The following is a 13,274-nucleotide window of genomic DNA, read 5'->3' on the forward strand; positions in this document are numbered from 1 at the left end:
GTTAGGGAGAGCAAAATGTCCAAAGGGCAGTCCCTTCAAGACCCGTACCTGAACATCCTGCGCAAGGAACGCATTCCGGTGTCGATTTTCCTGGTCAACGGAATCAAGCTGCAGGGTCAGATCGAGTCCTTCGACCAATTCGTGATTCTGCTGCGTAACACCGTCAGCCAGATGGTCTACAAGCATGCCATCTCTACGGTGGTGCCGTCACGCAATGTGCGTCTTCCGGCCCAGGATCCCAATATGGCCGGGCAGGAAGATTGATCGCGAGGTACTGATTGTTTTTCGAACGTCCCGACGCCGGTGAAACGGCGGTTCTCGTCCATGTCGATTTCCATGACGAGCAAGAGCGTGAAGACCCGGGTGAATTCCTGGAACTGGTGCGTTCCGCGGGCGCCGAGCCGGCGACCCTCATGCAGGGAAGCCGGCGTCGGCCCGATCCGCGTGCTTTCATCGGCAGCGGCAAGGTGGAGGAGTTACGCGAGTTGCTTGCCGTTCACCACGCCGAGCTGGTGATTTTCAACCATACCTTGAGTCCCTCCCAGGAACGCAACCTCGAGCGTTCCTTGAAATGTCGCGTGCTCGACCGCACCGGGCTGATCCTCGACATCTTCGCCCAGCGCGCCCGGACCCATGAAGGCAAGCTGCAGGTGGAGCTGGCTCAGCTCGAATACATGTCCACGCGGCTGGTGCGGGGCTGGACTCACCTGGAGCGCCAGAAGGGCGGCATCGGCCTGCGCGGGCCGGGTGAAACCCAGCTCGAGACCGACCGCCGGTTGCTGCGTGCGCGGATCAAGGCGATTCACAAGCGGCTCGACAAGGTGCGCAGCCAGCGCGAGCAGAACCGCCGGGCGCGCTCGCGGGCCGAAATTCCCAGTGTCTCGCTGGTCGGCTACACCAACGCCGGCAAGTCGACGCTGTTCAACGCCTTGACCGCCTCGACGGTGTATACCGCCGATCAGTTGTTCGCGACACTCGATCCGACCCTGCGCCGGCTCGACGTGGCCGATGTGGGACCGGTGGTGATCGCCGATACCGTGGGGTTCATTCGCCACTTGCCCCACAAGCTGGTGGAGGCCTTCCAGGCCACGCTGCAAGAGGCCAACGAAGCCTCGTTGCTGATCCATGTGATCGATTGCGCCGACCCCGAACGCGAGCAGAACATCGCCGAAGTCAATTCGGTGCTCGAGGAGATCGGCGCCGATGCAGTGCCCTGCCTGCGGGTGATGAACAAGATCGATCTGCTCGACAGCGCGCCGCGTATCGAGCGTGACGGCCACGGCGTACCCGAGGAAGTATGGGTTTCGGCACAACAGGGCAGCGGTTTCGATCTGCTGCATCAGGCATTGTCCGAGCGTCTGGCCGAGGACTTGCTCGATCTGGAGCTGACGTTGACGCCTGATCAGGGTAGGCTACGGGCGGGGTTGCACGAGCTGGACGCGGTCCGCAGCGAGCGTTTCGACGACCAGGGCCGCAGCCTGCTGACGATTCGCCTGCCACGGCGCGAATTCATGCAACTGCTCGCCCGGCTGGGCGAGAAAGCCGAGGACTACCTGCCACCGGAGGATCTGGCGCCGCCGATCTGGGCCGATGGTGTCCGAGAATAACAGCGAGGCCGCCGTCTCCATCGTAGACGGCGGCCTCGTCGCACATCGCAATCTTGCTTAGTGGAGAGACGACGTATGGCTTGGAATGAGCCGGGTGGGGGTGGCAAGCAGCACGACCCCTGGAGTGGCGGTGGCCGACGTGGCGGCGGCGGTAACGGCAATGGTGGTGGCGGTAACAACAACCAGGGCCCGCCGGATCTGGACGAGGCGCTGAAGAAATTCCAGGACAAGCTCAATCGCATGCTCGGCGGTCGCGGCAAGCGTGGCGGCGGCGGCAATGGTGGCGGCGGTGGCGGTAAGCGCAGTGTCTTCGCGCTGCCGGGGCTGCTTGCGATAATTGTCCTGGCAATCTGGGCGGCGTCCGGCTTCTATCTGGTCGATCAGTCGGAGCGTGGGGTGGTGCTGCGCTTCGGCAAGTTCGAGCAAATCGTCAATCCCGGCTTGCAATGGAACCCGCCGATCATCGACGACGTGCGCATGGTCAACGTCACCGGAGTACGTTCGGTATCCCAGACCAAGTCGATGCTGACCCGCGACGAGAACATCGTTAAGGTCGATATTTCCGCCCAGTATCAGGTGGCCGATCCGCGCGACTATGCACTCAATGTGCGTACGCCCGATCTTTCCATCGAGAATGCCCTTGATTCGGCGCTGCGCCAGGTAGTCGGCGGCACCGATATGGACGAAATTCTGACCTCGGGACGCGCATTGCTGGCGGATACCGTTTCCACGCGTCTGCAGACCTATCTCGATAGCTATGGCCTCGGAGTGCGCATTCTGGCGATCAACATCGAGTCGACCTCGGCTCCGGACGCGGTTCAGGACGCCTTCGATGACGTGATCAAGGCGCGCGAGGATCGCCAGCGGCTGATCAACGATGCGATCGGCTACGCCAATGCAATCATTCCCGAAGCCCAGGGTCAGGCTCAACGCCTGATCGAGCAGGCGCAGGGCTATCGTGAATCGGTGGTTGCCAAGGCTCAGGGTGAATCCAATCGCTTCAATTCATTGCTGACCGAATATCGCCAGGCACCCCAGGTGATGCGCGACCGCATGTATCTGGATACCATGACCGAGGTGTTGTCGAATACCAGCAAGGTGTTGATCGATATCAACAAAAGCAGTCCGCTCATGGTGCTGCCGCTCGACAAGCTGAACCGTGGCAACGCCAGCGGCGCCGATTCGCAGCAGGACGTCAATGTCACGCCGTCGCTGATCGAGCAGTTGCGCAACAACTCGGCAGGCAGCAGCAACTCGTCGCAGACGAGCGGTATCCGCAGGGAGGGTCGTCAATGATCAATAATCGTTCCCTGCTCATCGTCGCCGGCCTGGCCGCGGTCGCTTGGGTAGGCAGCAACACTCTGTATATCGTCGACGAGACCGAGCGCGCCATCAAGCTGCAGTTCGGCGAGATCGTCGAAGCCGATATCCAGCCGGGACTGCACTTCAAGGTGCCGATCACCAACACGGTGCGCACCTTCGATGCCCGCGTGCTGACTCTTGAGCTCGATACCAGTCGTTACCTGACGCTGGAGAAGAAGGCGGTGATCGTCGATTCCTATGTCAAGTGGAAGATCGTCGACTCGGCGCGCTACTACCAGGCGACTTCGGGCCAGGAGCAGGTGGCCCAACGGCTGATCATCCCGCGTGTCGACGAGGCGCTGCGCAACCAGTTCGGTCGGCTCGAGTTGCAGGAAATCATCGCCGAACGTCGCGATGAGCTGATGGAGGAGCCGACTCAGCAGCTCAATGAGGTGCTGCGCGAGGAGTTGGGCGTGGCGATTCTGGACATTCGCATCAAGCGGATCGACCTGCCCGACGAGGTGACCCAGGCGGTCTATGAACGCATGCGCACCGAGCGTAATCGCGAGGCCCGCCAGTATCGCGCCCAGGGCCAGGAGGAGGCCGCCAAGTTGCGTGCCAATGCCGAGCGCCGTCGCCAGGTACTGCTTGCCGAGGCTCAGTCCAAGTCCGAGACGCTGCGCGGTCAGGGCGATGCCGAAGCGGCCTCGATCTATGCCCAAGCCTATCAGCAGGATGCCGAGTTTTTCCGTTTCTACCGCAGTCTCGACGCCTACCGAGCCAGCTTTGACGGCAAGTCCGACCTGTTGGTGCTCGAGCCGGATAGCGACTTCTTCCGCTACCTGAACGGTGCCAGCCCGCAGCCTCAGCAGAGCAGCAACGCGGACGGCTCCTGAGGCGATCGTCTTGCCCTCCGGGGTACACCCGGGGGGCAAACATGCTAGAATCCGTAAACCGGGCGTGGCCCGGTTTTTTTGTGGCCATTCATCTCTGGCCATTCATCTCTGGCCATTCATCTCTGGTAGACAGGCAAAGGCTAATGACCATCGCTGATCGCTGGCTGCTTCCTGACGGCATGGACGAAGTGCTTCCGCCGCAGGCGACCCGCATGGAGACGCTGCGTCGCGCGCTACTCGATCTCTATTACCGCTGGGGCTACGATCTGGTGATGCCGCCGCCGGTGGAATTCCTCGATTCGCTGCTGACCGGCACCGGTACTGATCTGGATCTGCAAACCTTCAAGCTCACCGACCAACTGACCGGGCGCATGATGGGGGCCAGCGCCGATGTCACTCCCCAGGTGGCGCGCATGGATGCCCATTCGCTCAAGCATCGCGGTCCGGCGCGGCTGTGCTATTGCAGCCACGTGCTGCGTGCCAAGGCCGACCAGCATCAGGGCGGGCGTAGTCCCGTGCAGGTGGGCGTCGAGCTGTTCGGCCATGCCGGCCTGGAAGCCGATCTGGAAATACTCAGGCTGGCCTTGGCCAGCCTGGTGACCGCCGGTTCGCAGGAGATTCACCTGGCGCTGGGTCACATCGGCATCTATCGCGCCCTGGTAGAGGCTTGCGCGCTTTCCCGGGAAGCCGAGCTTGCGCTGTTCGAAGCCATCGAACGCAAGTCGCCGGCGGAAACCGAGGCCTTGGTCGATGCGCAGATCGACGATCCGGCCGTCGCACGCATGATCAAGGCGCTGCCCGGTCTGCATGGGGGACGCGACATGCTGGACGAAGCGCGTGCGGTGTTCGCCGACGGGCCGGCACCGCTCGGCGCTGCGCTCGATCAGTTGCAGGCGCTCTGCGAAGGGGTCGCTCACGGCCCCGACGATGTCACGCTGTACGTCGACCTGGCCGATCTGCGCGGCTATCAATACCATACCGGCATGATGTTTGCCGCCTACGTGCCGGGTTATGGCCAGGCGCTGGTCAAGGGCGGCCGCTATGACGATACCGGGCGGGCCTTCGGCCGGGCGCGTCCCGCCACCGGCTTCTCGATGGATCTCAAGCTGTTGGCTACGTTGACCGAGCAGCAGCCACCTTGCGACGGGATCTGGGCGCCAGCCGACGAGACTGCGGGAGCAAGCGAGCTCGATGCGGTCGTCGCACGACTGCGCGAGGCAGGAGAGCGGGTCGTGAGGGCGCTTCCGGGCCAGCATGCCGATCCTGTCGAGCATCGTTGCAATCGCCGCCTGGTACGCCTGGGCGACGATTGGCAGGTATCGCCCCTGGCATAATAGCGAGAGCCTGGCGGATGCGTCGGTCAGGCAGATTCTTCGATCAAGAGACGAGAGTAATGGGCAAGAACGTAGTCGTACTGGGCACCCAGTGGGGTGACGAGGGCAAAGGCAAGGTCGTCGATCTGCTGACCGAATCGGCCTCCGCGGTGGTGCGCTTCCAGGGCGGCCACAACGCCGGCCACACCTTGGTCATCGACGGCGAGAAGACCGTGTTGCACCTGATCCCCTCGGGGATCTTGCGCGACGACAAGACCTGCGTGATCGGCAATGGCGTGGTGCTGTCGCCGGAAGCGCTGATCAGCGAGATTCGCGAACTGGAGGCCAAGGGCGTGCCGGTCCGCAAGCGGCTGAGGCTGTCGCCGGCCTGCCCGCTGATCCTGCCGTACCACGTGCGGCTCGATCAGGCCCGCGAGAAGGCCCGCGGCATCGCCAAGATCGGCACCACCGGGCGTGGCATCGGCCCCGCCTACGAGGACAAGGTTGCGCGTCGCGGCCTGCGCCTGGGCGATCTGCTGCACCGTGAACGCTTCGCCTCCAAGCTCGGCGAAGTGCTGGATTATCATAACTTCGTGCTCCAGCACTATCACGGCGAGCCCGCGGTGGATTTCCAGCAGATCCTCGACGAGGCGATGACCATGGCCGAGGAACTGCGGCCGATGGTCTGCGACACGGTCAGTCTGGTCCACGATTTCCGCAAGGCCGGCGACAATATCCTCTTCGAGGGTGCCCAGGGCTCGCTGCTGGACATCGACCACGGTACCTATCCCTTCGTCACCAGTTCCAACACCACTGCCGGCGGCACCGCGACCGGTTCGGGCGTCGGGCCGCTGTACCTTGACTACGTGCTGGGCATCACCAAGGCCTATACCACGCGTGTCGGGTCGGGACCGTTTCCCACCGAACTGTTCGACGAATTCGGCCGCCATCTCGCCGAGCGCGGTCATGAGTTCGGCGCCACCACCGGGCGTCCGCGTCGTTGCGGCTGGTTCGATGCGGTGGCGCTGCGCCACGCCGTGCAGGTCAACTCGGTTTCGGGGATCTGCCTGACCAAGCTCGACGTGCTCGACGGTCTGGAAAACATCCGCGTATGCATCGGCTATCGCAGCAAGGATGGCGAGACCCTGGACGCGCCGGTGGACTCCGAGGGCTACGAAGCGGTCGAACCGCTCTATCAGGACCTGCCGGGCTGGAGCGAATCGACACTGGGCATCAAGCGTGTCGAGGACCTGCCGGCCAATGCCCGCGCTTATATCAGTTTCCTCGAGGAACAGACCGGCACGCCGATCGACATCATCTCCACCGGCCCCGACCGCAACGAGACGATCGTGCTGCGCAATCCGTTTCTCGATTGAGAACCAGTCCGGTCGCCGGGCCGGATCAAAAATGCCCGGGACGAACCCGGGCAAACGACATGCGATTACAAGCGATCAACTTCCAGTGGTGGGAACCTCACTGGCGATTTCGGCGGCCTGATCGTTCTCGAGCAGGTCGCGCATCGTTTCCAAGGCGACCTGACTATTGCCGTCGATGGTCTGGTCGAGCCACAGCAGCGCCTGTGACTGGTTGGCGTTTTCCAGCCCCTGAGTCCACAGGTAGGCCTTGGCGAGTGCCAGGCGAGCGGTGGGGTGGCCCTGACGGGCGGCTCGGAACAGGTATTCGGCGCCCTTGGCATTATCTTGCTCTAGCACGTCGCCACGCAGGTAGGCCCGCCCGAGAGTCGCCTGAGCGCCGGCATGGCCCTGCTCGGCCGCATCCTTTAGCAGTTCCAGACCGCGCTCCACGTTCTGGGTGATGCCGTCGCGCCCGTAGAGCAGTGAACGGCCCAGATTGGCTTGCGAAGAGAGACTGCCCGCTTCGGCCGCGCGAGTCAGCCACTGTTTGGCCTTGGCCGGGTCCTTGGCAACTCCCTCACCCGACAGATAGGCCTCGCCCAGTACCTGCGCGGCGTAGGCGTTGCCGCGCTCGGCGCTGCGTGTCAGCAGACCTATGCCCTTGTCGGTATCGCGCGCGACCCCGTTGCCCTTGAGGTACGCTTGGCCCAGGGTCTGCATGGCGCCCAGGTTGCCACCGCGAATGGCGCGCTGTAGCAAGCTGACCCCACGTTGCGGGTTGGCCGCCACCTGATTGCCGTTGAGCAGCCGCGCTCCCAGATCGGCGCTCGCACCGATATGGCCGCGCGAGACGGCGGTCTCCAGGTAATTAAGGCCCTTGGAGATGTTTTGCGGAAAGCGGTCCCCCTGCAGGTAGGCCCGTCCCAGTGTCGCCGCGGCGCCGGCGTGGCCAGCGTTGTTGGCCTTGGTCAGCCATTGGTAGGCCTTCTCGGTATTCTGTTCCAGGCCCAGGCGGCCCTTGAGATAGGCGCGCCCAAGATCGGCCATGGCGCCAGGTTCGCCGAGCCTGGCCGCGCGAATGATCGCATCGATGTTGTTGCCATCGCCACGGTCGCGATAGAGCCTGGCCAGCGCAAGCTCGGCGGAATCGCGACCGGCCGCTTGGGCCCGCTTCAGCCAACGCTCGCCCTTGGCGTAATTCTGCGGCAAGCTCTCGCCGTCGCGATAAGCGCGGCCCAGCACGATCATTGCGTAGTCGTCACCCTGCTCGGCGGCCCGGGTGAGCAGCGATTGCGCTTCGCCGATACTGTCGCTGTTGCCGCTGAGCGGGCCGTCGAGATAGGCCTTGCCGAGCACCGTCATCGCGGTGGTATCACCGCTCTTGATGGCTTGCCTGAGCAGCGTTTCGCCGGCTTGGGGGTCGGGGGGAATTACCTCCCCGCTCAGGTAGGCTTCGCCAAGCAGGCGCGCGGCAAACGACTGGTTCTGATTGGCGGCTTCACGCAGCAGTTTTTCGGCACGCGAGGGCGAGCGTGCCACCCCCGTGCCGGTCAGATAGGCTTCACCCAATTGAGCGGTAGCGTAACTGCTTCCGGCCTGGTGGCCGCGCTTGAGATAATCGATGGCCTTCCGCGGTTGGGCCAGGGTCCCTTCGCCATCCAGATAAATATCGCCAAGCACCGCCAATGCCAGCGGATCGTCTTTATCCGCGGCCTTTTCAAGCAGTCGTATGCCCTGTTGACGCTGCCCCGGTAATTGCGTTCCGTCGATATAGGCCCGACCCAGGGCGATGGTGGCATTCAGCGACCCTTGCTCGGACGCGCGGGCCAACCACTGCTCGGCTCGCTGTGGCCGGGGTGTGATGCCTTGCTCACCCAGCAAGGCCTTGCCCAGATCGGTCATGGCTTCGACATCGCCCGCTTGCGCGGCCTGTTCGAGCATGGTAAGCGCGCGTTCGCTTTCGCCGCTGGCAAGTAGCGCCTCACCGACTTCGCCGAGCGCATCGGGGTCGCCGGAGTCGGCGGCACGCATCAACCAGCGCCGCTGCTTTTCGGGCTGGTAACCGAGCATGCCATCGCGCGCGTAGAGTGCCGCGAGATTGGTCATTGCATCGACGTCGCCCTGTCTGGCACGCGTCTCGATCGTTTCGGCATAACGCTGCGCGTAGTTCTTGGATTGCTGTGGATCGGCCTGATACCAACCGCCTTGTCGATACGCCTCGGCCAGCGCGAGCAGGGCGCTCGTGTTGCCGTTCTCGGCGGCCTTGCGGTAGAGCTGGATGGCGCGCTCGGGCTGGCGTTCGACGCCCTGGCCGCGGGCCAGCATGTCGGCTAGCAGCGGAGTGGCGTCGACTTCCCCTTCGTTGATCGCTTGCTTGAGTAGATAGAAGGCCAGGGTGTCGTTGCGTTCGACACCATCGCCATCCCGATACAGGCGCGCCAGATTGAGCGAGGCGTTGCCAAGGATTGGCGAAGGGCGTTGCAGGGCTTGGCCATAGAACTTGGCGGCGCGCTGTGGGTCGCGGGGTACGGCCTCGCCCTTGTCGTAAATCTTGGCCAACTCGTAATACGGCAGCATGAAACCTTCATTGGCCAGGGCCTGGAAGCGCGCGATGGCCGTTTGCGTGTTGCCTGCCGCTGCGGCCTGGCGTGCGAAATCGACTCGGCTCCAATCCAGGGCATCCATATCGGTCGGCCGACCGCCATCGAACCAGTCCTGATACTGCTGGGGTACGGCCGGAGCGGCGCTATCTCGAGTCACTTCATTCGTAGCGGCGCAACCCGCCAGAGCGAGCAGCAATGGCATGGTATATAGAATCGCAAGCCACTCGCGGCGTGGTATGCCACGGTAAGTCGTCTGATCGGTCATGTGAATCCTCCTTGATTGACACCGGCACCTGGGCATCCAAGGACGCTATCTATTCCAGGTCCTCGAAGAGCCGGTTCTGCTGTTTTTTCTGCTCGGTAGAGACCTGTTCCTGAGCCTTGGGATCCATGAAATAAAGCGTCACGTAGCCCCCCGCGCCTCGATTGAAAATAGGCCGCATGGTCTCGAGAAATTGGGTCAGGCGAGGATTGTTGAAACGTGCCAGGTAAATTTCCATCCAAGCTAGATATTGATCATCCTTGAGGAATCCCATGTATTGCTCCTGGGGCGCCAGATCACCTAGCTTCGAGGGATCCACGATGACATCGATGGCAAAGTTGACGGCATCGCGGATGGTATTCCCATCAATCTCAAGATTGAAAATATCATACCCTTGGCGAGCGATTATCTGCATATTGGGGATAAGCCAGAGCAGGGCGTAGTTCTGATAGTGAACGGCACGCCGGCCACGCTTCATTTCCAGCGGAAAGGCACCTTCCTCGGTCATGTCGTTCAGCGCCGAATACACGGCACTGACGCCGAAGCGAAATAACTCATCGTCATCGGTAAGCACACCTACCATCGTGGCGTATAGCGCGCGACGATAGAAATGGTTGTTGCAACAGCTGTTGTTAGGCTGACCGGGGATAGCCTTGTGTTGATAGGCTAATCGCTTGAGCCAGTCGTTGATCCGTTGTTTCTGTTCTGCCATGCCATCCACAGCCCCTCTTACCACTGAATAAGCCTCGGCGGCGGAGAAAATCATTGACTCGGTGGCAAACCAGGCCTGCGGCTTCGCTGAATCGTAATAGAACTTCATGAGCGCATCGCTGCGGGCCCACTTGTCGAGAAACCGGATCAGACATTCGCCATAGTAGATATCGCCGCTGGCCACATAGGAGCCGGCAAGCTTGGCGACGGTTTTCTCGAATTCAAATAGTGGGCTGGATATTTCACGCCATGCCTTGGGGCTGGGATAAAAGCCTGGGATTCGAATCTTTGTATCCAGCGGTGGAATCTCCAGCAATTGCCGGCAACTGGGCCCCGTTGAAAGCCTTTCGATCTGCGTCAGCAGCAACGGATTGTCGGTCCTCTGAAGAAGCTCCATGCGTTCTTGAACGTCGAAGTAAGAGGCATTCGGGCGGGTCACCGTGTACTCTGATAAATCGAGTTTCTGGCGCTCCTTGATCGACATCGCCTGGGTGGAGGCGGCCCATACCATTAGCAGGATCGTAACCATCATCAGTAATGGGCCAAGGGGCTGACGAGGTCTTGTGTGTTGGCGAACTTCATTCATGGCGGACATGGCGACTCATTGTCGAAATGGCGAAACGGCTGAACGATCGTTCAGCCCCGGTCAGCGTAAACACGGAAATCGGCAAAATCGGCATGCTGGTCCCTGGGCGTACGCCACCCCTTGCCGTTACCGCCGAAGAAGGTAGAAAACATCAGCCCGTCAGCATACACATCGCTCTGCCGGCGATAGACGATGCCTCGTTGCTCGAGGATCGGTTCTCCGTCGACCCATACCCGAGCGATCCCGTTGTCGCTATCGGGATCGTTGAGGATGACTTCCTGTTCGAGAGTGACCCACTCGCCGGTTGGAAAACGCCAGAGTCCACGCCCGACCGACTTGCCGTAATCGTTGTCCTCGTCCTTGTTGACGACGTACTCGTAGAGCTCGCCCTGGCCGTTCTTGCGCCACATGAAGCGCATCGAAAAGCCGTCACCGGTCACTTCGTCGCCACCGCTGGGCGCTTGACCGCCATAGAGTCCCGGTAGTTTGCCACCCTTGACGAAATCGAAGTCCTCGGGAAAGCGAACCTTGTACTGCAGGCATGCCCGCTCTGCATTGCTGAGTGCTGGCAGGGTTGCATAGAAGCCGGCGCCACCGGTTTCGGTGTCGCTGGGCGCCGATGTGCCCTTGGGATAGCTGACCCGAAACCCGCGTTCTCCGATGCCGGTCTGGCTGGCATCGAGCACTTCGATGTTCTTCTCCGTGCCCCAGTCGTCGTTGGTGCCAAAGGCCTGGCGAACCGCACGCTTGCCGTCTTCGACCTGGGGAGGCTCGACGTCGGCCGCCAGCGAGTAACGTTGCGAGCAGGGAGCCACCTGGGGCACCGGTAGCGGGGCCTTGTCTTGTTCATCGTCACCGGCCAGTACGCCCGGAGTGGCGAATAGCAAGGCCAACGGCAGAGCGAGGCCCGCGGAAAGCGGGTGAATCCGGTGAACTGACCGATGGCTGTGAGTCACGCGGGTAAACATGCTTGTCTCCTTGACGGCCAGGCCGACATTGCTGCGGGCATGGCGTCGGTTAGGCGACATCCGACTGCGAGGATGCCGTTAACTGGCGGCGGCGGTCTCGGCCTGATCGTCGCTATCATCGAAGACCTGGTTGAAGACCTTATTGAAGAGCTGCTCGGCCTGTTGATACACGGCGCGACCACCCTGCCAGACCCACTCCACGGTGGCATCGACAATAGGTGCTTCGCTGAAGCGTACGTCCACCGGGACGCCGACGGCGCTCGCCGGCAACGGCTCTTCGGGCACGAGCAGGACGCTGGCGACGTTCTGCTGCTGACGTACCCAATTGGGGAAGCCGGCGCGAGGCTGGCGTTCAACATCCAGCGACACGGTGCGCACCTGGGCCTGGATCGGCTCGGAGGCGTTGGGTAGCGCGATGTACGCCGTCTGGCGAGGCTCGATACGGCCGATATCATTCATATGCACCAGCGCCTCGACCATGACATCGTTCTGCCCGGTCTTGATCAGCGTCATGATGCGTTCGCTCTTGTTGATATAGGTGCCGCCGGAACTGCTGCGGGCCCAGGCCACCAGGCAGTCGCAGGGACTGTAGGTGACATTGGCAGACATCCGCGATTGCAATGCATCGATACGCGAACGCTGATAATCGCGGGACATTTCGAACTGGTTGATACGGATGCGAGCAACTTCAGCCGGCACGCTTTCGAAGTTGGCTGCTGAGCTCGAAGGGCCCGAACTGCCGCTGGGCATGTATACCTGGTTGGCGCCGGGGGAATCGATACGCGCCTGCAGATTCTTGATCAGCTGGTTGTTGTAGTTGAGAGAAGCCTTGGCCAAGATGAGGTCGGTCTTGAGTTGGCTATTCTTGACCCGTACCAGCTTCTGGTCGCGTTGGACCTTGTCGCCGGCTTGAAAGTCGTGCGGGGCGAGTATTCCCGAGCCCGGTGCGCGAATATCGATGCGCGGCGCGGTTACCGCAGCGAAATCGGGCTCGATGAGAAAGAAGTTGCGATAGGCGGTCGCCGTGATTACCGCCAGTAACAGCACTGCAGCCAGTGCCAGCGCCATGTAGCGTCCCCAATACTTGCGCTCGCGAGGCTTTCTTTGCGCCACGCTGGTAGTTTGACGCTTGCGTGGGGTCTGGGGGTCTTCCGTGGCGACCAGGCTTTCCACGGAGGCATGATTGCCGCTCAGGTGAGCGCGGATGACTCGCCGGAGCAGTTCGCGGTGACGCCGTGCGATACGGGTGATCTCGAAGGCGATCTCGTACTGCTTGTCGCGCCGCCGGCCTGCGTCGCGCAGCACCTTGGCATCGACGGGCACGATGAGCTCCGCTGCGCCGGCAACCAGCAATAGCGAAGCCGATACGACCTTGCCTTCCTCGATGGGCTTGTCGCTATACACAGAGAAGCCCCCGAGTGACAGGTCATGCCCGGGCAGGGTGGTGTCGTCAGCGAAACGTACCTGAAAAGGCGCATCGACACGCACATGGCGGCGTTCGTCGCGCCGCTCGTGGCCCAGCTGGCTATCTCGGGCGATCTGCTCGTCATGCTCGTCGTGCATTTTGGTCGAATGCCACTCGCCATCCCGGTCAGGCCGGGATGGCGTGTCCTGTCCGTCGAGGGTCGGCTCTCTTCTGGAATCACGCGTATTGTCATCGCTCATGTATTG

10 protein-coding genes are annotated in these 13,274 nt (G+C 62.1%); 6 read left to right on the forward strand and 4 right to left on the reverse strand.

The features are described from left to right. Positions 1–15 precede the first annotated feature (15 nt). From hfq to HALZIN_RS0103080, 6 genes are all read left to right on the forward strand, one after another. Positions 16–264 (forward strand): RNA chaperone Hfq, encoded by a 249-nt coding sequence (hfq, locus tag HALZIN_RS0103055; protein WP_031382779.1) that lies wholly within the window; start codon positions 16–18, stop codon positions 262–264. A gap of 14 nt (positions 265–278) precedes the next feature. Next, positions 279–1,607, forward strand: coding sequence for a ribosome rescue GTPase HflX (gene hflX, locus HALZIN_RS0103060; protein ID WP_031382780.1), 1,329 nt, complete (start codon positions 279–281; stop codon positions 1,605–1,607). Positions 1,608–1,682: 75 nt separating this feature from the next. Next, complete coding sequence (gene hflK / locus HALZIN_RS0103065; protein WP_031382781.1) at positions 1,683–2,903, forward strand: FtsH protease activity modulator HflK; 1,221 nt, start codon at positions 1,683–1,685, stop codon at positions 2,901–2,903. Further along, positions 2,900–3,805, forward strand: coding sequence for a protease modulator HflC (gene hflC / locus HALZIN_RS0103070; RefSeq protein WP_031382782.1), 906 nt, complete (start codon positions 2,900–2,902; stop codon positions 3,803–3,805). Before hflK ends, hflC begins: the two co-directional genes overlap by 4 nt. Before the next feature lie 143 nt (positions 3,806–3,948). After that, positions 3,949–5,139, forward strand: coding sequence for an ATP phosphoribosyltransferase regulatory subunit (locus HALZIN_RS0103075; RefSeq protein ID WP_031382783.1), 1,191 nt, complete (start codon positions 3,949–3,951; stop codon positions 5,137–5,139). A 59-nt stretch (positions 5,140–5,198) separates the two neighbouring features. After that, positions 5,199–6,494, forward strand: a complete 1,296-nt coding sequence (locus HALZIN_RS0103080; protein WP_031382784.1) for an adenylosuccinate synthase — start codon at positions 5,199–5,201, stop codon at positions 6,492–6,494. Between the two features lie 75 nt (positions 6,495–6,569). On the opposite strand, the gene HALZIN_RS0103085 is transcribed toward HALZIN_RS0103080, so the two are convergent. The 4 genes from HALZIN_RS0103085 to HALZIN_RS0103100 form a co-directional block, all read right to left on the reverse strand. Beyond that, positions 6,570–9,341, reverse strand: a complete 2,772-nt coding sequence (locus tag HALZIN_RS0103085; RefSeq protein WP_035575121.1) for a tetratricopeptide repeat protein — start codon at positions 9,339–9,341, stop codon at positions 6,570–6,572. 49 nt (positions 9,342–9,390) lie between these two features. Beyond that, positions 9,391–10,644, reverse strand: coding sequence for an alginate lyase family protein (locus tag HALZIN_RS0103090; protein ID WP_236254952.1), 1,254 nt, complete (start codon positions 10,642–10,644; stop codon positions 9,391–9,393). Between the two features lie 41 nt (positions 10,645–10,685). After that, positions 10,686–11,603 carry a polysaccharide lyase gene (locus tag HALZIN_RS16695; protein ID WP_236254953.1) on the reverse strand — a complete coding sequence of 306 codons (918 nt, stop codon included), beginning with the start codon at positions 11,601–11,603 and terminating at the stop codon, positions 10,686–10,688. A gap of 78 nt (positions 11,604–11,681) precedes the next feature. Further along, positions 11,682–13,268, reverse strand: coding sequence for a PilZ domain-containing protein (locus tag HALZIN_RS0103100; protein ID WP_031382788.1), 1,587 nt, complete (start codon positions 13,266–13,268; stop codon positions 11,682–11,684). Positions 13,269–13,274: the final 6 nt, after the last annotated feature.

The organism is Halomonas zincidurans B6 (assembly GCF_000731955.1).
GTDB classification, from domain to species: domain Bacteria; phylum Pseudomonadota; class Gammaproteobacteria; order Pseudomonadales; family Halomonadaceae; genus Modicisalibacter; species Modicisalibacter zincidurans.

Bases quoted from the DNA above. Each gene is read 5' to 3' on its own strand.
- hfq (WP_031382779.1), top strand. From the start codon at position 16: ATGTCCAAAGGGCAGTCCCTTCAAGACCCGTACCTGAACATCCTGCGC.
- hflK (WP_031382781.1), top strand. From the start codon at position 1,683: ATGGCTTGGAATGAGCCGGGTGGGGGTGGCAAGCAGCACGACCCCTGG.
- hflC (WP_031382782.1), top strand. From the start codon at position 2,900: ATGATCAATAATCGTTCCCTGCTCATCGTCGCCGGCCTGGCCGCGGTC.
- HALZIN_RS0103075 (WP_031382783.1), top strand. From the start codon at position 3,949: ATGACCATCGCTGATCGCTGGCTGCTTCCTGACGGCATGGACGAAGTG.
- HALZIN_RS0103080 (WP_031382784.1), top strand. From the start codon at position 5,199: ATGGGCAAGAACGTAGTCGTACTGGGCACCCAGTGGGGTGACGAGGGC.
- HALZIN_RS0103085 (WP_035575121.1), bottom strand. From the start codon at position 9,341: ATGACCGATCAGACGACTTACCGTGGCATACCACGCCGCGAGTGGCTT.
- HALZIN_RS0103090 (WP_236254952.1), bottom strand. From the start codon at position 10,644: ATGTCCGCCATGAATGAAGTTCGCCAACACACAAGACCTCGTCAGCCC.
- HALZIN_RS16695 (WP_236254953.1), bottom strand. From the start codon at position 11,603: ATGTTTACCCGCGTGACTCACAGCCATCGGTCAGTTCACCGGATTCAC.
- HALZIN_RS0103100 (WP_031382788.1), bottom strand. From the start codon at position 13,268: ATGAGCGATGACAATACGCGTGATTCCAGAAGAGAGCCGACCCTCGAC.